The sequence below is a fragment of the Burkholderia sp. BCC1985 genome (genome assembly GCF_905339915.1).
Taxonomy (GTDB): Bacteria; Pseudomonadota; Gammaproteobacteria; order Burkholderiales; family Burkholderiaceae; genus Burkholderia.
On sequence record NZ_CAJPGY010000018.1, the window covers coordinates 29,646 to 52,429 of the forward strand.

Annotated in this window: 20 protein-coding genes and 1 pseudogene; 12 read left to right on the forward strand and 9 right to left on the reverse strand. The window is 69.0% G+C overall.

Going from position 1 to position 22,784, the window contains the following annotated elements; genetic code table 11:
- Positions 1 to 79: 79 nt before the first annotated feature.
- The 7 genes from U4Z31_RS19840 (at position 80) to U4Z31_RS19870 (ending at position 5,448) form a co-directional block, all read left to right on the forward strand.
- The gene (locus U4Z31_RS19840) at positions 80 to 778 is read left to right on the forward strand and encodes a fumarylacetoacetate hydrolase family protein (protein WP_321811167.1); all 699 of its coding nucleotides are present in this window, start codon (positions 80 to 82) and stop codon (positions 776 to 778) included.
- Positions 779 to 810: 32 nt separating this feature from the next.
- On the forward strand, positions 811 to 1,452 hold the full coding sequence (gene maiA / locus U4Z31_RS19845; protein WP_321811168.1) for a maleylacetoacetate isomerase: 642 nt from the start codon (positions 811 to 813) through the stop codon (positions 1,450 to 1,452).
- 19 nt (positions 1,453 to 1,471) lie between these two features.
- Positions 1,472 to 2,680 carry a 3-hydroxybenzoate 6-monooxygenase gene (locus U4Z31_RS19850; protein ID WP_321811169.1) on the forward strand — a complete coding sequence of 403 codons (1,209 nt, stop codon included), beginning with the start codon at positions 1,472 to 1,474 and terminating at the stop codon, positions 2,678 to 2,680.
- 76 nt (positions 2,681 to 2,756) lie between these two features.
- Positions 2,757 to 4,118, forward strand: coding sequence for an aromatic acid/H+ symport family MFS transporter (locus tag U4Z31_RS19855; RefSeq protein WP_321811170.1), 1,362 nt, complete (start codon positions 2,757 to 2,759; stop codon positions 4,116 to 4,118).
- Positions 4,119 to 4,249: 131 nt separating this feature from the next.
- Positions 4,250 to 4,600, forward strand: coding sequence for an ArsR/SmtB family transcription factor (locus U4Z31_RS19860; protein WP_044842893.1), 351 nt, complete (start codon positions 4,250 to 4,252; stop codon positions 4,598 to 4,600).
- Complete coding sequence (locus U4Z31_RS19865) at positions 4,590 to 5,024, forward strand: YeeE/YedE family protein (RefSeq protein WP_044842894.1); 435 nt, start codon at positions 4,590 to 4,592, stop codon at positions 5,022 to 5,024. Before U4Z31_RS19860 ends, U4Z31_RS19865 begins: the two co-directional genes overlap by 11 nt.
- 1 nt (position 5,025) lies before the next feature.
- On the forward strand, positions 5,026 to 5,448 hold the full coding sequence (locus tag U4Z31_RS19870) for a DUF6691 family protein (RefSeq protein ID WP_044842895.1): 423 nt from the start codon (positions 5,026 to 5,028) through the stop codon (positions 5,446 to 5,448).
- A 296-nt stretch (positions 5,449 to 5,744) separates the two neighbouring features.
- Here U4Z31_RS19870 and U4Z31_RS19875 read toward each other — a convergent pair whose 3' ends face one another.
- Positions 5,745 to 6,095, reverse strand: coding sequence for a hypothetical protein (locus U4Z31_RS19875; RefSeq protein ID WP_321811171.1), 351 nt, complete (start codon positions 6,093 to 6,095; stop codon positions 5,745 to 5,747).
- Positions 6,096 to 6,298: 203 nt separating this feature from the next.
- On the opposite strand from U4Z31_RS19875, the gene U4Z31_RS19880 reads away from it, so the two are divergent.
- Positions 6,299 to 7,783, forward strand: coding sequence for a PLP-dependent aminotransferase family protein (locus U4Z31_RS19880; protein ID WP_321811172.1), 1,485 nt, complete (start codon positions 6,299 to 6,301; stop codon positions 7,781 to 7,783).
- Between the two features lie 144 nt (positions 7,784 to 7,927).
- Here the strand turns inward: U4Z31_RS19880 and U4Z31_RS19885 are convergent, their stop codons facing one another.
- From U4Z31_RS19885 to U4Z31_RS19895, 3 genes are all read right to left on the reverse strand, one after another.
- Positions 7,928 to 8,203 (reverse strand): hypothetical protein, encoded by a 276-nt coding sequence (locus U4Z31_RS19885; RefSeq protein WP_057928306.1) that lies wholly within the window; start codon positions 8,201 to 8,203, stop codon positions 7,928 to 7,930.
- A gap of 97 nt (positions 8,204 to 8,300) precedes the next feature.
- Positions 8,301 to 9,605, reverse strand: coding sequence for a cytochrome-c peroxidase (locus U4Z31_RS19890; protein WP_415750292.1), 1,305 nt, complete (start codon positions 9,603 to 9,605; stop codon positions 8,301 to 8,303).
- 266 nt (positions 9,606 to 9,871) lie between these two features.
- The gene (locus tag U4Z31_RS19895; RefSeq protein ID WP_321811173.1) at positions 9,872 to 11,335 is read right to left on the reverse strand and encodes a metallophosphoesterase; all 1,464 of its coding nucleotides are present in this window, start codon (positions 11,333 to 11,335) and stop codon (positions 9,872 to 9,874) included.
- A 182-nt stretch (positions 11,336 to 11,517) separates the two neighbouring features.
- Here U4Z31_RS19895 and U4Z31_RS19900 point away from each other — a divergent pair, with 182 nt between their 5' ends.
- Positions 11,518 to 12,366, forward strand: coding sequence for a class I SAM-dependent methyltransferase (locus tag U4Z31_RS19900; RefSeq protein WP_321811240.1), 849 nt, complete (start codon positions 11,518 to 11,520; stop codon positions 12,364 to 12,366).
- A 93-nt stretch (positions 12,367 to 12,459) separates the two neighbouring features.
- On the opposite strand, the gene U4Z31_RS19905 is transcribed toward U4Z31_RS19900, so the two are convergent.
- From U4Z31_RS19905 to U4Z31_RS19925, 5 genes and pseudogenes are all read right to left on the reverse strand, one after another.
- On the reverse strand, positions 12,460 to 12,771 hold the full coding sequence (locus tag U4Z31_RS19905; RefSeq protein WP_044843140.1) for a hypothetical protein: 312 nt from the start codon (positions 12,769 to 12,771) through the stop codon (positions 12,460 to 12,462).
- Positions 12,772 to 12,776: 5 nt separating this feature from the next.
- Positions 12,777 to 13,037: pseudogene (locus tag U4Z31_RS19910) on the reverse strand (BCCT family transporter); the annotation flags it as partial.
- Positions 13,038 to 13,365: 328 nt separating this feature from the next.
- Complete coding sequence (locus U4Z31_RS19915; RefSeq protein WP_044842903.1) at positions 13,366 to 14,553, reverse strand: porin; 1,188 nt, start codon at positions 14,551 to 14,553, stop codon at positions 13,366 to 13,368.
- Positions 14,554 to 14,672: 119 nt separating this feature from the next.
- The gene (locus U4Z31_RS19920) at positions 14,673 to 17,093 is read right to left on the reverse strand and encodes a glycoside hydrolase family 31 protein (RefSeq protein ID WP_321811174.1); all 2,421 of its coding nucleotides are present in this window, start codon (positions 17,091 to 17,093) and stop codon (positions 14,673 to 14,675) included.
- A gap of 27 nt (positions 17,094 to 17,120) precedes the next feature.
- Complete coding sequence (locus U4Z31_RS19925; RefSeq protein WP_124519659.1) at positions 17,121 to 18,392, reverse strand: MFS transporter; 1,272 nt, start codon at positions 18,390 to 18,392, stop codon at positions 17,121 to 17,123.
- Between the two features lie 449 nt (positions 18,393 to 18,841).
- Here U4Z31_RS19925 and U4Z31_RS19930 point away from each other — a divergent pair, with 449 nt between their 5' ends.
- Genes U4Z31_RS19930 through U4Z31_RS19940 form a run of 3 tightly spaced genes read left to right on the forward strand, consistent with a single transcriptional unit; the run spans position 18,842 to position 22,752 of the window.
- Positions 18,842 to 19,792, forward strand: a complete 951-nt coding sequence (locus U4Z31_RS19930; RefSeq protein WP_321811175.1) for a MurR/RpiR family transcriptional regulator — start codon at positions 18,842 to 18,844, stop codon at positions 19,790 to 19,792.
- On the forward strand, positions 19,789 to 20,775 hold the full coding sequence (locus U4Z31_RS19935; protein WP_321811176.1) for an isoaspartyl peptidase/L-asparaginase: 987 nt from the start codon (positions 19,789 to 19,791) through the stop codon (positions 20,773 to 20,775). The genes U4Z31_RS19930 and U4Z31_RS19935 overlap by 4 nt, the downstream gene beginning before the upstream one ends.
- Before the next feature lie 27 nt (positions 20,776 to 20,802).
- Positions 20,803 to 22,752, forward strand: a complete 1,950-nt coding sequence (locus tag U4Z31_RS19940) for a dipeptide ABC transporter ATP-binding protein (RefSeq protein WP_321811177.1) — start codon at positions 20,803 to 20,805, stop codon at positions 22,750 to 22,752.
- The last annotated feature ends 32 nt before the right edge of the window (positions 22,753 to 22,784 follow it).

Sequence of the window (22,784 nt, forward strand, 5' to 3'; positions counted from 1 at the left end):
CGCCGGTTTTCCCCGCTTCGTTGCGTGCGTCGCCGACGCGGCGCGCGTTCCTTCCTTCATGCCTACGCTGGAGCCGTTCATGACTTATGTTTTCCCGCCCGAAGCGCCGGTGGCGCTTCCCGTCGCCGGCAGCGACGCCCGTTTCGCGGTGCGCCGCGTGTACTGCGTCGGCCGCAACTACGCGGCCCATGCGCGCGAAATGGGCTTCGATCCCGATCGCGAACCGCCGTTCTTCTTCTGCAAGCCGGCCGATTCGATCGTGCCGGTCGCCTACGGCGAAACGCTCGATCTCGCGTATCCGGCGCAGACGCAGAACTATCACTACGAAGCCGAACTCGTCGCGGTGATCGGCAAGGGCGGCGCTGACATTCCGCTCGAGCGTGCGCTCGAGCACGTGTGGGGTTATGCGGTCGGCCTCGACATGACGCGCCGCGACCTGCAGATGAAGATGCGCGAGATGGGCCGGCCGTGGGAAATCGGCAAGGCGTTCGACCGTTCCGCGCCGATCGGCCCCGTGCATCCGGCGAGCGAAGTCGGTCATTTCAAGCAGGCCGGCCTGTGGCTGACGGTCAACGGCGCGACGAAGCAGAAGAGCGACGTGTCGCACCTGATCTGGTCGGTCGCGGAAACGGTCGCCGACCTGTCGAAGTTCTTCCGCCTCGAACCGGGCGACGTGATCTTCACCGGCACGCCGGAAGGCGTCGGCGCGGTGGTCAAGGGCGACGTGATGCAGGTCGGCGTCGAGCGGCTCGGCGAACTGGCCGTGCGCGTGGTCTGACGCGCGCCTCGCTTTCCTCGAAAGGTCACATCGTGCAACTGCATAGCTTCTTCAACAGTTCGACGTCCTATCGGGTGCGCATCGCGCTCGCGCTGAAAGGACTGTCGTACGACACGCTGCCCGTGAACATCCGCACGGGCGAGCACCGCGAGGCCGGCTACGTCGCGCAGGTGAATCCGTCGGCGTCGGTGCCGGCGCTCGTCGACGGCGATTTCCGTCTCGGCCAGTCGCTCGCGATCATCGACTACCTCGACCGGATTCATCCGGCGCCGCGGCTGATTCCGCTCGAACCGCGGCAGCGCGCACGCGTGCTGGAACTCGCGACGCTGATCGCATGCGATATCCACCCGGTCAACAACCTGCGGGTGCTGCGCTACCTCGACAGCGAACTGCAGGTCACGCCGCAGCAGAAGAGTGCGTGGTACCGGCACTGGGTCGCGGAAGGGATGGCCGGCGTCGAGCGTCTGCTCGCGCGCGCGGACACGGGCCCGTGGTGTTTCGGCGAGGCGCCGACGCTCGCCGACGTATGCCTCGTGCCGCAGGTCGCGAACGCGCTGCGGATGGATTGCGACCTGAGCGCGTATCCACGCAGCCTGGCGATTCATGAACACGCACGGCGCGAGCCGGCATTCGACGCAGCGCAGCCGCAGCGGCAACCGGACTACGTCGCGTAACACGAAGCAGGAGACAGACATGGGCGAGACACACAACACAGGCCGACGCGTACTCGTGATCGGCGGCGGCATCGGCGGGCTCGCGGCGGCGCTGGCGCTCGCGCGCCAGGGCATTCGCGTGAAGCTGCTCGAGCAGGCCGCGCAAATCGGCGAGATCGGCGCGGGCATCCAGCTCGCCGCAAACGCGTTCAACGCGCTCGACGCGCTGGGTGTCGGCGAGGCCGCGCGCGACCGGGCAGTGTTTACCGACCGGCTGCAACTGATGGATGCGGTCGATGCGCGGGAAGTCGCGTGCATCGATACGGGCGCCGCGTATCGCGAGCGCTTCGGTAACCCGTATGCGGTGATCCATCGCGCGGACATCCACCTGTCGATCTACGAGGCGGTCAAGGATCATCCGCTGATCGAGTTCCGGACCAGCACGCAGGTGTGCGAGTTCGAGCAGGACGGCCACGGCGTGACCGTGATCGACCAGCACGGTGAGCGTTATCGCGCCGATGCGGTGATCGGCTGCGACGGCGTGAAGTCCGCGATCCGTCAAGCGCTGATCGGCGACGCGCATCGCGTGACGGGGCACGTCGTGTATCGCGCGGTCGTCGACGTCGACAACATGCCGAAGGATCTACAGATCAATGCGCCGGTCGTCTGGGCCGGCCCGCATTGCCATCTCGTCCACTATCCGCTGCGCGGCGGCCGGCAGTACAACCTCGTCGTCACGTTCCACAGCCGCGAGCGGGAAACCTGGGGCGTGCGCGACGGCAGCAAGGAGGAAGTGCTGTCGTACTTCGACGGCATCCATCCGCTGCCGAAGCAGATGCTCGACCGGCCGACGTCGTGGAAGCGCTGGGCGACCGCCGACCGCGACCCGGTCGAGCGCTGGAGTGCGGGCCGCGCGACGGTGCTCGGCGACGCTGCCCATCCGATGACGCAATACCTCGCGCAGGGCGCGTGCCAGGCGCTCGAGGATGCGGTGACGCTCGGCGCGGCCGTCGCGCAGACCGACGGCGACTTCGAGGCCGCGTTTGCGCTGTACGAGCGCGTGCGGATTCCGCGCACCGCGCGCGTGCTGTATTCGGCGCGCGAGATGGGGCGGATCTATCACGCGAAGGGCGTCGAGCGGCAGGTGCGCAACGCGCTGTGGGTCGGACGCACGCAGGCGCAGTTCTACGATTCGCTCGACTGGCTGCACGGCTGGCGCGCGCAGGATTGCCTGAAATCCGTTGCCTGACGCATTTCGGTTTGCATCCGGCGGCGCGCATTTCAACGACATCGCGCGCGACCGCCTTCATGGAGGAGACATCATCATGGCCGATACGCTGTCCATCGACGTCAGCGAATGGATCGACCGGCATCGCGTTGCGCCGTTTCAGGCCGCGATCGTCGTGTTGTGCTTCCTGATCGTCGCGATCGACGGTTTCGACACGGCATCGATCGGGTTCATCGCCCCCGTCATTCGCGCGGAATGGGGCCTGTCGCCCGCGCAGCTCGCGCCGGTGTTCGGCGCGGGGCTCGCCGGGCTGATGGCCGGTGCGCTCGTGTTCGGGCCGTTCGGCGACCGGTTCGGCCGCAAGCGCCTGCTGCTCGCCTGTGTCGCGTGTTTCGGCATCGCGAGTGCGGCGTCGGCGAGCGCGGGCGGTCTGACCGAACTGATCGCGTGGCGCTTCGTGACGGGCCTCGGGCTCGGCGGCGCGATGCCGAACGCGATCACGCTGACGTCCGAGTATTGCCCCGCGCGGCGGCGCTCGCTGCTCGTGACGACGATGTTCTGCGGCTTCACGATCGGCTCCGCGCTCGGCGGACTCGCGGCCGCGTCGCTGATCGAACGCGACGGCTGGCGCGCGGTGCTCGTCGTCGGCGGTGCCGCGCCGCTGCTGCTTCTGCCGGTGCTCGCATGGCGCTTGCCCGAATCGGTGCGCTACCTCGTCAACACCGGCGCGGCGCGCGAACGGGTCGCGGCGATGCTCGCACGCATCGCACCGGACCCGCATCTCGCGCACGCGTCGTTCATCGCACCGCGCGGCAAGCCGGCCGCTTCGCCGCTCGGCCGCCTGTTCGGCGCCGACCTGCTGCGCGGCACGCTGCTGCTGTGGCTCACGTTCTTCATGAGCCTGCTCGTCATCTACCTGTTGTCGAGCTGGCTGCCGACGCTGTTGCGCACGACCGGCGCGACGTTGCAGACGGCCGCGCGCGTGACCGCGATGTTCCAGGTCGGCGGCACGCTCGGCGCGATCGTGCTCGGCGGGCTGATGGACCGCTTCGATCCGCATCGCGTGTTGGCATGCAGCTATGCGGCGGCCGGCGTGTTCGTCGCGGCGATCGGCGTGCTGGCCGCGTCGCCGGCGGGCGCCGCGCTGGTCGTGTTCGCGGCGGGCTTCTGCGTGTCGGGCTCGCAGGTCGGCGCGAACGCGCTGTCGGCCGCGTTCTACCCGACCGAGTGCCGGACCACGGGCGTGAGCTGGGCGAACGGGATCGGCCGCGGCGGGTCGGTCGTCGGTTCGATGGCGGGCGGGGCGATGCTCGCGATGGGGCTGCAGTTGCCGATCGCCTTCGCATTCGTCGCGGTGCCGTGCGTGATCGCCGGGATCGCGGTGCTGGTGCTGGGCGCGGTACGGGCCGGCGAGAAGCGCGCGGCGGCAGCCGATGCGCTTGCCGGCGAGCAGGCGTAGCGGAGGCAGGGGTGGGCGTCGCAGACGGCGCTTTCCTTTTTTCTGATTTCTGATGGCGCCGACCGAAAGTACGAGTCAACGATATATAAATATATATAATATCGATTCGTTAATCGAATGCGATCGCCCTCATGAACGCCGACCCTTCCACCGGGCTGCCCGAGCCCGATCAGATGCGCGCCGCCGCCGAATCGGCGTGCGCGCTGCTCAAGGTACTGTCCAATCCCGATCGCTTGCTGCTGCTGTGCGAACTGTCGCAGGGCGAACGCTGCGTGAGCGATCTCGAGGCGCGGCTGGATATTCGCCAGCCGACACTGTCGCAGCAGCTCGGCGTGTTGCGGGACAACGCGCTCGTCCGCACGCGCCGCGAAGGCAAGAACATTCACTACTCGCTCGACAGCCCGGCTGCGATCGCGGTGATGGGCGTGCTGTACGAACAGTTCTGCGGCCCGGCCGCGAAGGGGACGCGCGATGCAGCTTGATGCGCTTCATTTCACGCCGTGGCTGTCGCTTGCCGGTGGCGTGCTGATCGGGCTTGCGGCCGCGTGGCTCATGGCGTTCAACGGGCGGATCGCCGGAATCAGCGGTATCGTCGGCAGCCTGTTCACGGCCGGTGCGGCGGAGCGCGGCTGGCGTGCCGCGTTCGTCGCCGGGCTGATCGCCGCGCCGCTGCTGATGCGTGTCGCCGGTGCCGCCGTGACGCCGCAGGTCGATGCAGGCTGGGGCGAGTTGCTGGCGGCCGGCCTGCTGGTCGGGATCGGCACGCGCTATGCGGGCGGATGCACGAGCGGTCACGGCGTCTGCGGGCTGTCGCGCGGCGCGACGCGCTCGATCGTCGCGACGGCGGTCTTCATGGTCGCGGGCTTCGCGACCGTATTCGTGCAACGGCACGTACTCGGGGGCTGACATGCAGGCAGGATTCGCGTTTCTCGCGGGGCTGGTGTTCGGCGTCGGCCTCATCGTGTCGGGGATGGCCAACCCGCAGAAGGTACTCGGCTTTCTCGACCTGGCCGGCCGCTGGGATCCGTCGCTCGCATTCGTGATGGCCGGCGCGATCGGCGTCGCCGTGTTCGCGTTCGCATGGGCGAAGCACCGGACGCGGTCGTTGCTCGGCCTGCCGATCCAGTGGCCGGCCGTGCGGACGATTACCGTGCGCCTCGTCGCCGGCAGCGCCGTGTTCGGCATCGGCTGGGGGCTTGCCGGGTTCTGCCCGGGGCCGGCGATCGTGTCCATCGGGCTCGGGTCCGTGAAGGGCATCGCGTTCGTCGGCGCGATGCTGGCCGGGATGGCATTGTTCGAATGGATCGAGCGCGCGCGGAAGGTGCGGTAGCAACGCGCGGCTGCTGCGGCCGAGGTTGTCGGCGTGGCCGAATCGGCCCGGCGAGGGCGCCGGCAGGGCTGGAATTCGTCGCCGGGGAGCGACACGGTGATCGTGCGGCGACAACGGCGACGGCGTGTAGGCGTCGCGCGGTCGGGCTCGAATTCGTCGCCGGGGGGCGACACGCTGATCGTGCGGCGACAACGGCGACGGTGTGTAGCCGTCGCGCGGCCGGGCTCGAATTCGTCGCCGGGTGGAGCGACACGGTGATTGCGTGGCGACACCGGCGACGGCGTGTAGCCGCCGCGTCAGGACTGCTCGTGCACATGCCGCTCGCCGAGCAGCCGCGCGGACGCCCGCTGCAGCCACGCACGCCACACCGCGAACACGCCGGGCCTGGCCACGGGCGCCGCGACGGTCGCGGCAACCGGCCCGGCGCCGCCGGCGGACAATGCCACGTGACCGGCCGTCTCGATCGTCAGGCATTCGCCCTCGTCGAGCACGCCGCGAACGTATTGCGGCGCATCGGGCAGCCAGTCGAGCCCGCCGTGACGTAACGTGACCGCGAGCGCGCCGTCGAGCACGATGACGCGGCTGCCCTTGTCGAACCACGCAAAGTGGCTTTGCCCGGCGTCGAGCCGGATGTCGTGCGTCCGCATGGCGTGTCCTTTTCCCGGTTGCGCGGCCCGGCGATGGCAGGGCGACAGCGTGCAATCAGGTTAAGGAAACGCGTGCGGGCAGGACAGATTCAGGGGACGGGTATCTGTTACGGTGCAGACGGCGATTTCATGTTGCTGTATCGGTGAGTTTCCCCGGAATCTGTATCTGGCGTGCGCCCGGGCGCGCGGGCAGGATGGCCCGCATGACGCCCATCACCGATCCCTCCCGCATGACTTTGCCGATGGCCGGCGAGCCGCTTTACGAACGGCTCGCCGAGCATTACCGCCGCATCATCGCGGCCGGCACGCTGTCGCCCGGCGACCGGATGCCGTCCGTGCGTGCGTTCATGGCGCAGCACGGCGTGAGCCTGTCTACCGCGACCCAGGCCTTCCGGCGGCTCGAGGATACGGGCTGGTGCGAAGCCAGGCCGCGCTCGGGCTACTTCGTGCGCCGGCGCGCGGCGGCCGCGCTCGACACGCTGCCGGAAAGCGACGGGCAGCCGCTGAGCGTCGAGCCGCCGTTCGCGGGGCTGCACGAACGCGTGTCGCGCGTGATCGATCGCGCGAATGCGACGCCCGACGCGCTGAATCTCGGTGGCGCATCCGCGCTGGCGACGCTGTACCCGGCCGAGCGCCTGCAGGCGCTCGCGATCCGGCTGCTACGGCGCAAGCCGACGCTGCTGACCGACGCGGGGCCGGTTGGCGGTTCGGCCGAATTCCGGCAAACGATGGCCAAACGCGCGTTGTCGTACGGCGTGACCGTGTCGCCGGACGACGTGATGTCGACGAGCGGCGGCCTCGATGCCGTGAATCTCGCGTTGCGCGCGGTGGCGCGCCCCGGCGACACGATCGCGATCGAATCGCCGGCCTTTTTCGGGTTGATCCAGCTGCTCGAAAGCCTCGGCCTGCGCGCACTCGAGATTCCGGCCAGCCCGACGACCGGGTTGTCGATCGAAGCGCTCGACGTGGCGCTGTCCGCGTACCCGGATATTCGGGCCGTGGTCGTCGTGCCGAATCTGCAGAACCCGCTCGGCAGCGTGATGCCCGACGAACGCAAGGCCGCGCTGGTCGCGCTGTGCTCGCGTCACGGCGTGGCCGTGATCGAGGACGAGCCGTATCGCGAACTCGTGGAAGCGCCGCACGCGGTAAAACCCGTGAAGGCATGGGATCGCGACGGCACGGTGATCTATTGCCCGTCGCTCAACAAGGTGCTGGCGCCCGGAATGCGGCTCGGCTGGATGAGCGCGGGCCGCTGGCACGCGCGCGTGAAGATGCTCAAGTTCGCGCAAAGCCGGCACAACGCCGCGTTGCTGCAGGCCGTCGCGGCCGAATTCGTCGGCTCGGGTGCGTTCGACCGCCACCTGCACCGGTTTCGCGAACAGCTGCGCGTGCAGCGCGATGTGACGATCGATGCGATCGCGCGCCATTTTCCCGCCGGCACGCGGATGAACCGGCCGCCCGGCGGCATGCTGCTGTGGATCGCGCTGCCCGACGGCGTGCGTTCCGAAGCCTTGTTCGATGCCGCGCTCGCACGCGGGGTAAGGATCGCGCCAGGCGCGATCTTCTCGAATTCCGACCGCTTTGACGCGTATATCCGGCTTGCCTGCACGCGGGTGTTCGACACGGCACATGAAGCGGCAATCGAAACGCTCGGCCAGTTGATACGCGACGCGGCGGCCGCTGCGTGAGCAGGGCGCGTGTCGGCCGGGCTGGCGCGTTGGCTACCGGGCTCGGCGGTCGTGACGAGAGCACGGGCCGGCCGATCCGGCTCGCCGCATTCTCCGCGGCCGGCCGCCGCGCGGCGACGCGCCGACGATACGATTTCGGCGATTTCATCGGCTGACCGCATGCGCGGCGAGGTGCTGACGGATCAGCGACAGATAGCGATCTCCGACCGAGAAGTCGCGTGCGGCACGCGGCCGCTCCGCCTGGCGCAGCGTGGCCGGCGCGCTCATGCCCAGGTACCGGCATACCGCCGACGGAAAGGGCTTTCGCGTATGCCCGAGCTGGCGCGCCGCACGCTCGACGCGGGCGTCGCCGACCTGCGCACGCAGCCATGCCAGCACTTGGCGATCGGTGTCGTTGACGATACGGACCAGATGTTCCATCGAGCACCTCACTGTTCATAAATACAGTACTGTAAATATAACCAGTGTTTGCGGCGACCGCAAGCGGATGCGCACGCGCCTGGCCGTTCGGCCAGGGTCAACGCGCCGGCGCGGCAGTGCGGGCGATCCGCGCGGCGGGCGGGACGGGATTCGCGTAGCGTGCGTCGGTCAGCGTGCCGAGGAACGCGACGATGTCGTCGATTTCCGCATCGGTCAGCGCGGGAGGCGTGTCGGGCCGACGGTTCATCGGCGTCGAATTGACGTTGATGTTGCCGCGATAGGCGGCCGGCACGTCGTCGAACGTCCGGGCGCCGTGATACCAGCGGCCCGGGTCGGTCGAGCGCGTGTTGTAGAACGCGACCGCGTCGCGCAGCGTCGTGAACACGCCGTTGTGCATGAATGTCTGCTTGACCGCGACGTTGCGCAGTCCCGGCGTGCGCAGGTAGCCGCACCATTGCGTCGGCTCGGGCCAGCGCAGCCGCGCAGCCGTATCGCACAGACCGTTGTCGAAATGGCGCGGATCGCGGTTCGCGGGCAGCGCGCGGTTGCGCGGCACCGCGATCGCGTCGTAGCCGAAATCGGTGAAGAGCGAGCGCTCCGGCCGGCTCGACGTTTCCGACAGCGTATGGCAGCTCATGCAATTGCCCTTGTCGGGATTGCGGAACAGCGCCAGGCCGCGCATCTCGGCCGGCGCGAGCGGCTTGCGCGTACGCAGGAACGCGTCGAAGCGCGACGTGAACGGCGCCATCTCGTCGCTCTGCAGATAGGCCTCGACGGCCGAGCCGAGCGCACGCACCAGTTGCTCGGGATCGCGCCGCACCGACGTGCCGAAGCGCGCGGCGAGATCGCCCGCCAGTTCGGTGCCGTCGACCTTGCGCAGCAGCGCGGCCGGCGACCGGTTGTTCATCTCGTTCGGGTCGAACAACGGCCCGCGGATCTGTTCGGCGAGCGTGTCCGCGCGGCCGTCGCTGAACAGGCCGCCGAACGGCGACGGCGCGGGCGCGTCGTCGTCCTGGTAGAAGTGGCGGCGCGGCACGTAGCGCACGTAGAGCAGCGATGGCGCGTTGCGCTGGCTGAAGCGCCCGTGGCGGCTGCCTTCCGGCACGCCCGGCCCCGCGAGCGAAGCGGCCGACAAGGTCGGCGCGAACGCGCGCCCCGGATCGTGGCAGCCCGCGCACGACGTGCCGCGCGGCTCGGACAGCCGCGGATCGAAGAAGATCCGGCGGCCCAGCGCAACGAGCGTCGGGTCGGGCGCGAAACGGGCGGTGGCCGCGTCGACCTTGTCGGTCACCTGCGGCGTACCGGTGCCGATCGTGCCGACGACGCGCGCCGGCGGCGCGCCGGGGAGCAGGGTTGTTTCGGCAGGTGCGCCGTGGGCCGCGAGCGCCGCTCCGGCGAGCACGGCGGCGGCAAGGGCGCGTACCGCCCGTCCGCCGGCGGCCGGAACCGCGGCGGACGCCGAACGCCCGGCGAGGGCGACCGAAGGAATCGGCTGCCTTCGCGATCCAGCCGTTCGTCCCCGGCAGCCGGCCGTATCCGCCGAACACGCCGAACACGCCGCATACGCCGCATACGCCGAATCCGCCGAATCCGCCGGATCCACCGAATCCACCGAATCCACCGAATCCGCAGAATCCATCAAACCGCCATGCAATCGAACTTCATCACTCACGGCGCGATGAACCCCGTCTTGTCGCATGCGAGCGTGTTGCCCGACTGGTCGCACGACGCGAGCAGCTTGCCCGCCGCCGAATACGCATGGAACACCCAGCCCGTCGCCGGCGCAGCGCGTCGCTCCATGATCAGGAAACCGAAGCTGTTGTTGTGCGACAGCCGTTCGATCACGGCGCCCGGCGCCGGCGTCAGGCCGGCGGGGAACGGGTCGGGCAGCGCGACGTCGAGGTTGTCGCCGCCGTTGCCGGACACGATCGTCGCCGGATGCCCGGACGAGAAGTTGATCGCCTGGAAGTCGTGCACGTGCCCGTGCAGCGCGACGTGGATGCCGGGCGGGTAGTACGCCTGCGCGTTCAGGCTCGCCATCACCGACTGCAGCGCGAGGTTGCCCGGCGCGGGCGTGCTGCCGGCGATCGGCGCGAACGCGAGGATCGGATGATGGTTCGTGAAGATCGTCGTCGACATGCCGGCCTTCGACGCGAGCGACGCGACCGTCTGGAACTGCTTCTGGTAGATGCGGAATTGCGCGTCGGTCGTCTTCAGCGGATTGCGGCCGACCTTCGCGGTGTCGAACACGATCACCTGCGTGCCGCCGCCGAGCGATACCGCATAGGGATCCGAGTAGTTCGCGTCGTCGTCGTTGGCCGGATCGTCGCACGAACGGGCCGCCGAATACGGGCGCGGATCGAGGAAGCGGTACCAGCCCTGGCCGGCCCGTGCGCATTCCTCGTGGTTGCCGCGCACGACGACCCACGGCGCCTTCGCGAACAGCGGCGCGGCCGGGCGGAACAGGTCGGCCTGCCACGCATCCCAGCCATAGCCCCACGGGCTGTCCTTGCAGCCGGCGATGTCGGGCGGGCACGCGTTTTCGCGGTAGTGATAGTCGCCGACGTGCAGCACGAGGTCCGGCGACAGCTTCGCGACGCTCGCCGCGATCGTGTCGAACGGCCAGACCGTCGCGTCGTTGCACGCCTGCCATGCGTTGTCGGCCTTCTTCATCCGGCAGCCGGTGTCGGCGATGATCGCGATGCGCTGCGGCTGCGCTTTCGGCAGCGGCAGTGCGCGGCCCGCGACGCTCGCGGTTTGCGCATCGGCCGGCAGCGCCGCTTCGCAGACCGACACCGGGAAGCTCGACGGTTTCGAGTCGGCCGCGGCGCTCGCCGTCGGACGCTGCGCGACGGTCGCGGCGCCGGCGCGCAGCGTCATGCGCGACAGCTTGCCGTCGACGGACAGTTGCGGGCACAGCGGATCGCTCGCGGATGCGGGGCTGTAGCTCGTGATCACGCGTGCGATCGCCTGGTTCGCGTCGCCGATCTCGACCCACGCGGCCTGGAGGTTGATCGCGGCACTGGCCGGATCGGCGGGCGTATCGATGTGATTCGAACACGCGGACAGCGCCGCGAGGGCAACAAGCGGAGCGCAGCGCGCGAGCAGTGCGCGCGGGAGGAGTCGTCGCATGAGAGGCACCGTAGGAAAGTCGTCAACGATACGCAGCGCGAGTGTAAGAAATGTGAAGGGCGGAGTCCGACGGCCGGCCGGCGCGCGAGTCGTGCCGCGGTCGCGGCCTTGACCTCAAGCCGGCTTGAAGCAGCATAGTCCGGATCACGGTGAATGATACGGATGAAAAAGGAGAATCGATGATGAAAGACAGCCGGGCAAACGAAGCGCAGTCTGCGCTGTGGAATGGTCCGTCGGGGCTGGCATGGGTCGACGAGCAGCGCTCGCTCGACCGGATGTTCGAGCCGTTCGAGACGCTGCTCGCGGACGCGGCGGCCGCGGCATCCGCGCGCAGCGTGCTCGACGTCGGCTGCGGCACCGGCGCGGTGACGCTCGCGATCGCACGGCGGCTTGGCACGCACGCGCACTGTACCGGCGTCGATATTTCGGCGCGGATGATTGCCGCCGCACGGGCGCGTGCCGAACGCGCCGGCCTGGGCGCCGGCTTCGTGCATGCCGATGCGCAGACGCATGCATTCGCGCCGGGTCGGTTCGACCTGATCGTGTCGCGCTTCGGCGTGATGTTCTTCGACGATCCGGTGCGCGCCTTCGCGAACCTGCGGCAAGCGGCGCGCGCGAACGCGCAACTGCGATTCGTTGCATGGCGCGGCGCCGCCGACAATCCGTTCATGACGACGGCCGAACGTGTCGCGGCAACGTTGCTGCCGGACTTGCCGGCGCGGCAGCCGGGGGCGCCGGGGCAATTCGCGTTCGGCGACCGGCAGCGGATCGCGTCGGTGCTGTCGGACAGCGGCTGGGCCGACATCGCGATCGAGCCGATCGACCAGGCGTGCGCGTTGCCCGAGGCGGCGTTGAACGACTACATCGCGCGGCTCGGGCCGGTCGGGCTCGCGCTTCAGGACGCGGACGACGCGACGCGGCGGCGCGTGGTCGAAACGGTGCGCGCTGCGTTCGAGCCTTACGTGCAGGGCGCTGACGTGCGGTTCGACGCGGCGTGCTGGCTCGTCACGGCGCGGGCGCCGTCTGCATGACGCGTCAGGCTGCGAGGACGACCGACGTTCGGCATGCACGCTGCCGTTTGCGCATGACGAGGCAAGGCCGCGCCGCCGCGCAAACGACAGATATCAGCCGCGCCTCGCACGCAACATCAGCCACGCGCAGCCCGCCGCGACGAGCGCGAGCCCGAGCAGCACCGCCTCGACGCCGAGCGCGAAACCGGGCGGCATCTCGCCGCTGTTCGGCACGGGCGACAGGTTGGCGGTGATCGCGATCGCACCGCCGGCCAGCAACGCGATGCAGACGATCCAGTAGACCTTGCCGCGCGGCGCGGCGGTGCGGATTCGCCACAGCGCGAGGCCGACGCCGCCGAGGTAAAGCACCGCGAGCGTCGCGAGCGCGATGAAGTCGCCGGTGCGATCGTGCAGCAGGCCGCTCATCGTGCGACTCCGTCGGAGGCCACGCGTCCGCACGATGCGATGAACGCGTCGACCGCGTGGCCGATCCGGCCGTTCACGCGCTCCCGCAGCATCGGATACAGCCCGGACCGCAGCGTCAGCCGGGGGGTGTAGCGGAAACCGAAGTACGCGAGCACGAGCCCCGTCAGCCCGTAGATCGCCCACGCATGGAAGCCCCAGTGGAAGAAGGGCATCAGCATGGCCTCGCGCGCGGTGGCGTGCGTGCTGGGGGCGACGACCTGCGGCTCGAACGCCGTGCGGGTCGAGGGACGGGAACCTGGCATGGCTGGCATCCAGTTGTGGGCGCAACGAGGCGCGATGCCGCCCGGCGCGCGCGTCGCACGTCGGACCCTGATACGGCGTGCGTCGAGTGTAGCGCGGTGTCGGGACTGCAAGAAGGGGCAAGCAGCAGGGATTAACCTGATGAATTGTAGGGTATCGGGCCGATCGCGAAAACCCTCGCACTGCGCGGCGCGTGCGACGGAGCGCAGACCGAGCGCAGACGAGGCGCGGAATCCGGCGCCCCGGACGATGCGGACCGTCCGGGGCGCCGGCAGGCGATGCGCTGCCGCGATTTCAGAACGTCACGGCGATCCCGGCCATGCCGACGAACTGGCCGTGCGTCGTCGACGGCGTGAGCTGCTGCGAGTCGCCGACGATCGGCGCCGCGTCGACGATATGGCCGGCACCTTGCGCGCCGAGCGTGCGCCCGCTCGAATGCGTGTACGCCTGCAGCGCATAGAGCGTCGTGCGCTTCGACAGGCTGTACGACTCCTTCAGCGAATACTGCTGGTAGCGGGCCGCGTTCGACACGCCGTTCGCCTTCGACGCGAGCGTGTAAGCGAACGCGCCGGCCACCGAGAAGGTCGGCGTGAAGCGGTACGCGGCGAGCGCGCCGTAGGTGTTGAACACGGCCGTGTTCGCGAACGCGGAGCCGTTGCCGGGCAGGTACTTCACGTTCGAGTAATTGAGGCCCATCGTCAGGTTGCCGAGCGTGTAGTTGCCGGCCGTCGCGACCTGCTCGACGGCCTTCGCGGTCAGGTAGCCCTGGTTCAGCACGGACACGGCGAAGCTGCCCGACGCCGCGGTCGCCGGATTCAGGAACCCCGCAGACGAACCCGAACTGTTGATGCGCAGGTAGCCGGCCGCGATTCCGACCGGCCCGTTCGCATAGCGCAGCGCGGCGCTGAACGTATTGCCCTTGCCGGTCGCGCCGGCGATGCCGCCGAACGCGTACATCGCGCTCGCGGTCAGCCCGGACAAGGTCGGCGACGTATAGGTGACCGAGTTGTTCACGCGGATGGTCGTGTCGAGGCCGTCGATGTCGCCCGGATGCGCGCCGGTCGCACCGGTCAGCCAGCTGCTCGACGCGTAGGGGCCGACCAGCAGGAAGTACGGCGTGTACTGGCGGCCGGCCGTCACCGTGCCGTAATGGTCGTTGCGCAGCCCGACGAAGGCCTGGCGGTTGAAGATCGTGCCGGCGGCGGCTTGCGCGCCGGTGTTCAGGTTGAAGCCGGATTGCAGGTCGAAGATCGCGTGCGTGCCGCCGCCGAGATCCTCGTCGCCGCGCAGCCCGAACTTCGACGCATACAGGTTGCCGTCGCGCATGTACACGTTCGAGTGGCCTTGCTGGTTGTTCACGTACGCGAGCGAATCGTCGACCACGCCGTACAGCGTCACGCTGCTCTGCGCATGGGCGGCGGAAGCGCCGAGCGACGCGGCGGATAAAATCAGGATTGCATAATGATGATGCGGTGCCTTCATTGTCGATCTCCAGGTCTCTTCAGGGGGCGGGAGGCTGGACGGCCTCCTCTTGGATGGCGGGGCGGGCCGCGTGCGCGGTCCGCCTGAACATGGCTCGGCGCGTGCCCGAGCGTGCGCGGTCAGTCGTCGAGCGCCACGACGAGGCGACGCCACGCGCCGTCCCGCGCATCGTGCTCGACGCGCGCGCCGCGCACCGCAAGCGCGCCTTGCAGCGACGCCGGCAGCAGGATCTCGAGGCGCTCGGCGGGGCGATGCATGCGGCCGTCCCAGCGGACCGACACGCCGAGTTCGCCCGACGCCTGGCGGCCGGTCTCGATGCGCCACAGCCCGTATTCGCCGTCGCGCCACGCTTCCGTTTCGCCGTCGTCCTCGACGCATTCGCCGTATGCGACACCGTCCTCGATGCGCGGCGCGACGAGGAAGCCGAGCGTGTCCGCGCGCGCGCCGAAGCGTTGCTCGGCGACGTTCAGCGGCAGCACGCGGCCTTCGCGCAACAGCATCACCGGCGTGTCGAGCGGCGCGGGCAGCGTCACGCTCGCGCCGCCGTCGAACGATCGCGCGCTCGCGCAGCACAGCCAGCGCGCGCCCGACGGCAGGTAGACCGTGCGTTCCGTGCGGCCCGGGTCGACCACCGGCGCGACGAGCAGCGCGTCGCCGAGCATCATGTCGTCGCATTCGTCGTAGCAGCGCGGGTCGCGGGGGAAGTCGCCGAAGGTCGGCCGCAGCACTGGCTCGTAGCGCGTGGTCGACAGCCACAGCAGGTGATAGAGATAAGGCAGCAGCCGGTAGCGCTGCTTGATCAGCGACGCGATCCGCGCGGTGATCTCCGGATACATCCACGGTTCGTTGACGGTGCCGTCGTCATTCCACGAATGGATGCTGAAGCGCGGCATGAAGATGCCGAACTGGACCCAGCGCAGCAGCAGCTCGGGCGACGGTGCGGGACCGGAGAAGCCGCCGATGTCGTGACCGATGTTCGACACGCCCGACAGCGCGAGCCCGAGGCCCATCTTCAGGTTGTAGCGCAGCGTTTCCCATGACGTGTAGTTGTCGCCGGACCAGGTCTGCACATAACGCTGCATGCCGGCGCCGCCGGAGCGCGACACGAGGAACGGCCGCTGCGCCGGCGCATGCGCGCGCTGCGCGTCGCGCGACGCACGCATCATCAGCATCGTCTGCAGCACTTTCGCCTCGCGCGCGGGAAATGGCTGGCCGAAGCCGTGCGCGATCGCGTCGGGCGACCAGATCTCGTATTCGTTGTTGTCGTTCCAGGTCGACTCGATCCCGTAGTCGAGCAGCGCCGACGTGACCTGCTCGCGCCACCAGCGGCAAGCGTCCGGTTGCGTGAAGTCGATATATGCGCCGACCTCGTCCCAGAACTGCACCCACGCCGGCTCGCCGGACGCCGAGCGGATCAGCAGCCCGCGCCGTGCAGCGTCGTCGAACGCGGGATGATCGCGCAGCAGGCACGGCTTGATGTTCGCGCACAGGCGGATGCCGTGGTCGCGGTAGTGCTTCACGAAACCCTTCGCGTCGGGAAACTTCTCGCGGTTCCAGTTGAACACGTAGCGCTTCGCGCCGATCGACGTATAGCCCGACGACAGGTGGAACGAATCGCACAGGATGTCGTGCGATTCACACTGCTCGACGAACTGGTTCATCTGGCGCTGCGCGTCCGGCGCGTCGGTGTAGCTCATCGTCGAGCCCGAATAGCCGAGCCCCCATTTCGGCGTGCGCGCCGGGCGCCCGGTGAGCCACGTGAAGCGTCGTGCGGCCGTGAGCGGCGTGTCGGGCGATGCGATGAAGTAGTAGTCGAGATCGCCGTGCTCGGCGACGAAGTAGCGGTACAGCCCGTGGTAGTTGTCGAGCTCGCGGCCCATGTCGAACGCGCAATCCGACAGCGTGTCGTAGAACAGCCCGAAACCCTGGCACGCGTCGGGCGACCAGGTGACGTAGAACGGGATGTGCTTGTAGAGCGGGTCCGTGTGCTTCGCGCTGTAGCCCATCGCGTCGATGTTGCGCATCTCGAAGCGCGCGCCGGTACGGTCGAGGTCGCCCGCGCGTTCGCCGAGGCCGAACACCTTGTCGCCGCGCTCGCGGGCGACGTAGTGATAGGCGCGGTCGTCCCACCAGCCGAAGTTGTACGCCTGCGTCGCGCGGTCGGCGAGCACGACGCGCCACGCGCCGTCGGCACCACGCATCGACCACGTGCAATGGCCGCCTTGCCGGCTTACCGTGAGACGGACCTGCGCGGTTTCGATGCGCACGCCGCCGTCGTCTTCGCCGAAGTCGTAGACGGGCAGCGCGAAGCCGCCGAGGTCGAGACGGTCGCGGCCCTCGAGCGGCACGTCGTCGAGGCCCGGTGCGATCGTCCAGGTGCGCGGGTTGCGCGGCGTCGCGTCGGGCAGCACGCGCACGCGCACGATGTCGTCCTCGAGCACGAAGATCTCGAGGGTCGCGCCCGCGTCGGACGCGAGCAGCACACGGTTCGCCTGGCGGGCGGCGACGCGGAACACGGGCGGATGAAGAAGCGAAGTCATGAAGGCGATTCCTGATGAAAACGGAGGTCAGGCGTGTTGCGCGAGCAGGCGTTCCTGCTTCGACTGCCCGCGGATCAGCACCGCGAGCAGCGTGACGCCGATGATGTCGAACAGGCCGAGGCACGCGAACAGCGGCGCGTAGCCGATCTTGTCGGCGAGCGCGCCGACCAGCAGCGAGAAGCCGAGCCCGCCGATCCACGCGGCCATGCCCGCGAAGCCGCTGGCGGTGCCGACTTCCTCGGGATCGAACACGTCGGCCGACAGCGTGTTGACGAGTGCGGAGATCATCTGGTGTGCGAAGCCGCCGACGCAGAACAGGGCAATGGCCGTGTATGGCGACGACACGAGCCCGATCATCGCCGGCCCGAGCATCAGCACCGAACCGAGCGCGACGCCGGCGACGCGGGACCACACGAGCGGCAGTTTGAACCGGTTCGCGAGGTAGGGCGACAGGTAGCCGCCCGCGATGCCGCCGAGGTCGGCCGCGAGAAACGGCATCCACGCGAACACGGCGATCTGCGTGAGCGCCATGTGGCGTTCGGTGGCGAGGTACAGCGGAATCCAGAAGCTGAAGGTCTGCCATGCGGGTTCCGCGAAGAAGCGCGGCAGCGCGATCGCCCAGAAGCGGCGCGCGGTGACGACGTCGCGAATCCGGCGTTTCGACACGGCCGGCATCGTGGCCTGGCCGTCGCGGATCAGCGTGCGCTCCTGCGACGTGAGGCGCGGATGATAGGCCGGCGAGCGGTACTGCGTGTACCAGAGCGCGGCCCACAGGAAGCCGAGGGCGCCGGTGACCATGAACGCGGATTGCCAGCCGAACCGCATCGACAGGAACACGACGAGCGGCGGCGCGATCGCGGCGCCGAGCGACGTGCCGGCGTTGAAGTAGCCGACCGCGACGGATTTCTCGCGATCGGGAAACCATTCGGCGACGGCCTTCATCCCCGACGGAATCGCGGCGGCCTCGAACAGCCCGAGCAAGCCGCGCAGGATGCCGAGCGACAGCCAGCCCGACGCGAAGCCGTGCGCGACGCCGACCACCGACCACAGCATCGCGAACAGCGCGAACCCGAGCCGCAGCCCGATCAGGTCGACGATGAACCCGCACACCGGCTGCATGATCGTGTAGCCGATCTGGAACGCGCCGACGATATACGAGTACTGCTGCGTCGAGATCGCGAACACCTGCTTCAGTTCCGGTGCGAGCACCGCGAGGGAATTTCGAGCGAGGTAGTTGAGGATCGTGCCGAGGCATACCAGCACGATGATCCACCAGCGCAACGCCTTGACTGTTTTCACTGCTGTCTCCTGATCCATGCAAGTCGCCCGGCTAGGGCGTCTCGTTCAGTCTTATTTGTACGATGTCCGATCTTAATGAGCGCCGATTCGCCCGGCTTTCCTCGAAATGACCGCATTCAATCGAACATTTCGATGTTGTCGAAAGCCGATGTTATCGGACGACCGATCATTTTCGAGCATCCTATGTTCGAATTCGAATCAGGTCAACGTGAATCTGCATTCGAACGAACATGCTTGGGGTATTCCCGATAGGCGTGCAGATCGGGTGTCCGGCGCGTTGCGTCACGACCGAGCGCCGAACGCCCGCTTGCCGGGGCCGAGCGGCCGTCGACGGGCCGACTGCATCAGCCGGGCCCGGCAATGGGCGTGACAACCCTGATGAAAATTTATTTTTTTCCTGCCGGCAGATTGTGTAAATTGATTTTCATCCACCTTGCAAAACCATTCGCATGACGCCGCTCGTACCGCACGATGTCAGTCACGAGGAATCCGCGATCGCGGAGCGCATCGCCTCGGCCATGCCGCGGATGACGCCGATCCACCGCCGGATGGGCGAGTTCGTGCTCGCGAATCCGTTCCGCGCGGCGACGATGCGGATCGACGAGCTGGCGCAGGCCGTGAATGCATCGATCGCGACTGCGAACCGCTTCGCGAAGGCGCTCGGCTTCGACGGTTATCCGGCGATGCGCGCGGCGCTCGTGCGCGGCTTCGAGGCGACGCTCGGCCCGGTCGAACGGCTGCGTTCCGCGCAGGAACAAGAGCAGGAGCAGGGCGTGCGCGGCGCCGCGTGGATCGACGCGGTGTTCGACCAGGCCGTCACGAACATCGAGAACACGCGCGCGCAGCTGGATGCGGCCGACGTCGAAGCGGCCGTCGAGGCGATCGTCGGCGCGCGGCGCGTGCTGATCCTCGGCGCCGGTTCGAGCGCGTTTCTGGCCGGGCTGATGGAACATGGCCTGTCGGTGTGTCACGACAACGTGCAGTCGCTCGCGCTGCTCGGCGGCCCGTCGCATGCGGCGCGGCGCCTGTACACGGCCGACTCGCGCGATCTCGTGATCGCGCTTGCGTTTCCGCGCTACGTGAAGGACACGATCGAGCTGGCCCGCCGCGCGGCGGCGCGCGGCGCGCGCGTGCTCGGCATTTCCGACGGGCCCGGTTCGCCGCTGGCACCGATCGCGTCGCTGAACCTGTACGTGAAGGCCGAGCGGCGTTTCGCGGCCACGTCGGAAGCGGCCGTGCTGACGATGATCGAGGCGCTGATCGACGCGGTCGCGCTGCGCACGCACCGCTCCGCGAAGTCCGCCGCCGAAATGACCGAATTCCTGTTGCCGTGGCTGGTCCAGCCGCAAGCGGCGCTGCCGGCCGCCAACCCTTCTTCTTCCGGTCCGAAAAAATCATGACTTCACCCGCGATCGTCGCGATTCATGGCGGTGCAGGCACGATCCTGCGCGAGGCGATGGACACCGACACCGAACACCGGTACCGCGCCGAGCTCACCGCGATCCTGCAGGCCGCGCAGAAGGTGCTCGCCGACGGCGGCAGCGCGCTCGACGCCGTCACCGTCGCGGTGCGGATGCTCGAGGACTGTCCGTTGTTCAACGCCGGGCGCGGAGCCGTCTATACGGCCGAAGGCAAGCACGAGCTCGACGCGGCGGTGATGGACGGCACGACGCTCGCGGCCGGCGCGATCTGCTGCGCGACCCGCGTGCGCAATCCGGTCCTCGCCGCGCGGCGCGTGATGGAGGCGAGCGAGCACGTGCTGTTCGCGGGCGCGGGCGCCGATGCGTTCGCGGCCGCACAGGGCCTCGAACTCGCCGAGCCCGGCTACTTCGACACGGAAGCGCGTCGTGCGCAGTGGCTCAAGGCGCGCGAGGCGGCCGGCATGATGCTCGACCACGACGCGGCGACCTTCGCGTTCGGCGCCGGGCAGCCGGCCGAGCCGCTCGATCCCGACCGCAAGCACGGCACGGTCGGCGCGGTCGCGTGCGACCTGCGTGGCCATATCGCGGCGGCGACGTCGACCGGCGGCATCACCAACAAGCAGCCCGGACGCGTCGGCGATTCGCCGATCATCGGTGCCGGCTGCTACGCGGACGACGCGACCTGCGCGGTCTCCGCGACGGGCACCGGCGAGATGTTCATCCGGCTCGCGACCGCGCACGACGTGGCCGCGCAGATGGCCTATCGCGGCGCGTCGCTTGCCGACGCCGCGCACGACGTCGTGATGAACAAGCTGCCGCGCCTGGCCGGGCGCGGCGGGATCGTCGCGGTCGACGCGCACGGCAACGTCGCGATGCCGTTCAACACGGAAGGGATGTATCGCGGCTACGCGCGCGTCGGCGAGACGCCCGTGGTCGGCATCTATCGCGACGACGCGGCCTGATTCCGGATCGTACGAGGAGACCTTCGCATGACTTCGAGCCGAACCCCGTCCGCGCTGGTGCTGCCGGAACAGCGCGTGGTCGCCGTCGACGACCTGTCGGTGATGTTCCGACGAGAGAACGCGACGTTCGACGCGGTGCGCAACGTGTCGTTTCACGTCGATCGCGGCGAGACGCTCGCGATCGTCGGCGAATCGGGCTCCGGCAAGTCGGTCACGTCGCTCGCGCTGATGCGGCTCGTCGAGCACGGCGGCGGCGAGATCACGAGCGGCCGGATCGCGTTGCGGCGCCGCGGCGGCGCGCTCGTCGACCTCGCGCAGGCGAGTGCGGCGACGATGCGCGGGATCCGCGGCGCGGACATCGCGATGATCTTCCAGGAGCCGATGACGTCGCTGAACCCGGTGTTTACGGTCGGCGACCAGATCAGCGAGGCGATCGCGCTGCACCAGTCGAAGAGCGCGACCGAAGCGCGCGCGGAAGCGTTGCGGCTGCTCGATCTCGTGCGCATTCCGGAGGCGCGCCGCGTGTTCGCGCGCTATCCGCACCAGTTGTCCGGCGGGATGCGGCAGCGCGTGATGATCGCGATGGCGCTGTCGTGCCGGCCCGCGCTGCTGATCGCCGACGAACCGACGACCGCGCTCGACGTGACGATCCAGGCGCAGATCCTGCAACTGATCCGCGGCCTGCAGGACGAAATGAACATGGGCGTGATCTTCATCACGCACGACATGGGCGTGGTGGCCGAAGTGGCCGATCGCGTGCTGGTGATGTATCGCGGCGAGAAGGTCGAGGAGGGCGAGTCCGAGCGCATTTTCGCGACGCCCGCGCATCGCTACACGCGTGCGCTGCTCGCGGCCGTGCCGCGGCTCGGCTCGATGCACGGCACCGATATCCCCGAGAAATTTCCCCTGCTGAAGGTGGACGGCGCGAGCGCGGCCGCACCGGCGCCTGCCGCGAACGACGCGAATGATGCGGCCGATGCGGCGGATACGAACGATGCCGCCGCGGTCCCCGCCGCCGGGCAGCCGCGCGTCGATCCGGCCGCGCCGCCGATCCTGCGCGTGCGCGATCTCGTCACGCGGTTTCCGGTGAAGAGCGGCGTGTTCGGCCGCGTGTCGCAATACGTGCATGCGGTCGAGCGCGTGAGCTTCGAGCTGCGCGCGGGCGAGACGCTGGCGCTCGTCGGCGAATCGGGCTGCGGCAAGTCGACCACCGGCCGCTCGCTGCTGCGCCTCGTCGAATCGCAGAGCGGCTCGATCGAATTCGACGGCCGCGACATCAGCGCGCTGAAGGGCCAGGACCTGCAGGCGCTGCGCCGGAACATCCAGTTCATCTTCCAGGATCCGTTCGCGTCGCTGAACCCGCGCCTGACGGTCGGTTTCTCGATCATGGAGCCGCTGCTCGTGCACGGTGTCGCGAGCGGCCGCGAAGCGCAGGCGCGCGTCGACTGGCTGCTCGACAAGGTCGGCCTGCCGCCGGAGGCCGCGCGCCGCTATCCGCACGAATTCTCGGGCGGCCAGCGCCAGCGGATCGCCATCGCGCGCGCGCTCGCGCTGAATCCGAAGGTCGTGATCGCCGACGAATCGGTGTCCGCGCTCGACGTGTCGGTGCAGGCGCAGATCGTGAACCTGATGCTCGACCTGCAGCGCGAGCTCGGCGTCGCGTATCTGTTCATCTCGCACGACATGGCCGTCGTCGAGCGCGTCAGCCATCGGGTCGCGGTGATGTATCTCGGCCAGATCGTCGAGATCGGCCCGCGCCGCGCGGTGTTCGAGGCGCCGCAGCATCCGTACACGAGGAAGCTGATGAGCGCGGTGCCGGTGGCCGACCCGGCACGCCGGCATGCGCCGCGCCAGCTCGCGGCGGACGAGATTCCGAGCCCGATCCGCGCGGTCGGCGACGAGCCGATCGTCGCACCGCTCGTCGCGGTCGGCCCCGATCACTACGTCGCGACGCATCGCGTCGGCGGCGCGTATTGATCGCGCGGCGAGGCGCATATGGACCGTAGCTG

Excerpts from the sequence above, each read along its gene's own strand:
- U4Z31_RS19920 (WP_321811174.1), bottom strand. The coding sequence starts at position 17,093 with ATGACTTCGCTTCTTCATCCGCCCGTGTTCCGCGTCGCCGCCCGCCAG.
- U4Z31_RS19860 (WP_044842893.1), top strand. The coding sequence starts at position 4,250 with ATGAACGCCGACCCTTCCACCGGGCTGCCCGAGCCCGATCAGATGCGC.
- U4Z31_RS19865 (WP_044842894.1), top strand. The coding sequence starts at position 4,590 with ATGCAGCTTGATGCGCTTCATTTCACGCCGTGGCTGTCGCTTGCCGGT.
- U4Z31_RS19840 (WP_321811167.1), top strand. The coding sequence starts at position 80 with ATGACTTATGTTTTCCCGCCCGAAGCGCCGGTGGCGCTTCCCGTCGCC.
- U4Z31_RS19935 (WP_321811176.1), top strand. The coding sequence starts at position 19,789 with ATGACTTCACCCGCGATCGTCGCGATTCATGGCGGTGCAGGCACGATC.
- U4Z31_RS19895 (WP_321811173.1), bottom strand. The coding sequence starts at position 11,335 with ATGCGACGACTCCTCCCGCGCGCACTGCTCGCGCGCTGCGCTCCGCTT.
- U4Z31_RS19855 (WP_321811170.1), top strand. The coding sequence starts at position 2,757 with ATGGCCGATACGCTGTCCATCGACGTCAGCGAATGGATCGACCGGCAT.
- U4Z31_RS19885 (WP_057928306.1), bottom strand. The coding sequence starts at position 8,203 with ATGGAACATCTGGTCCGTATCGTCAACGACACCGATCGCCAAGTGCTG.
- U4Z31_RS19940 (WP_321811177.1), top strand. The coding sequence starts at position 20,803 with ATGACTTCGAGCCGAACCCCGTCCGCGCTGGTGCTGCCGGAACAGCGC.
- U4Z31_RS19880 (WP_321811172.1), top strand. The coding sequence starts at position 6,299 with ATGACGCCCATCACCGATCCCTCCCGCATGACTTTGCCGATGGCCGGC.
- U4Z31_RS19915 (WP_044842903.1), bottom strand. The coding sequence starts at position 14,553 with ATGAAGGCACCGCATCATCATTATGCAATCCTGATTTTATCCGCCGCG.
- U4Z31_RS19905 (WP_044843140.1), bottom strand. The coding sequence starts at position 12,771 with ATGAGCGGCCTGCTGCACGATCGCACCGGCGACTTCATCGCGCTCGCG.
- U4Z31_RS19850 (WP_321811169.1), top strand. The coding sequence starts at position 1,472 with ATGGGCGAGACACACAACACAGGCCGACGCGTACTCGTGATCGGCGGC.
- U4Z31_RS19930 (WP_321811175.1), top strand. The coding sequence starts at position 18,842 with ATGACGCCGCTCGTACCGCACGATGTCAGTCACGAGGAATCCGCGATC.
- U4Z31_RS19875 (WP_321811171.1), bottom strand. The coding sequence starts at position 6,095 with ATGCGGACGCACGACATCCGGCTCGACGCCGGGCAAAGCCACTTTGCG.
- U4Z31_RS19870 (WP_044842895.1), top strand. The coding sequence starts at position 5,026 with ATGCAGGCAGGATTCGCGTTTCTCGCGGGGCTGGTGTTCGGCGTCGGC.
- U4Z31_RS19900 (WP_321811240.1), top strand. The coding sequence starts at position 11,518 with ATGAAAGACAGCCGGGCAAACGAAGCGCAGTCTGCGCTGTGGAATGGT.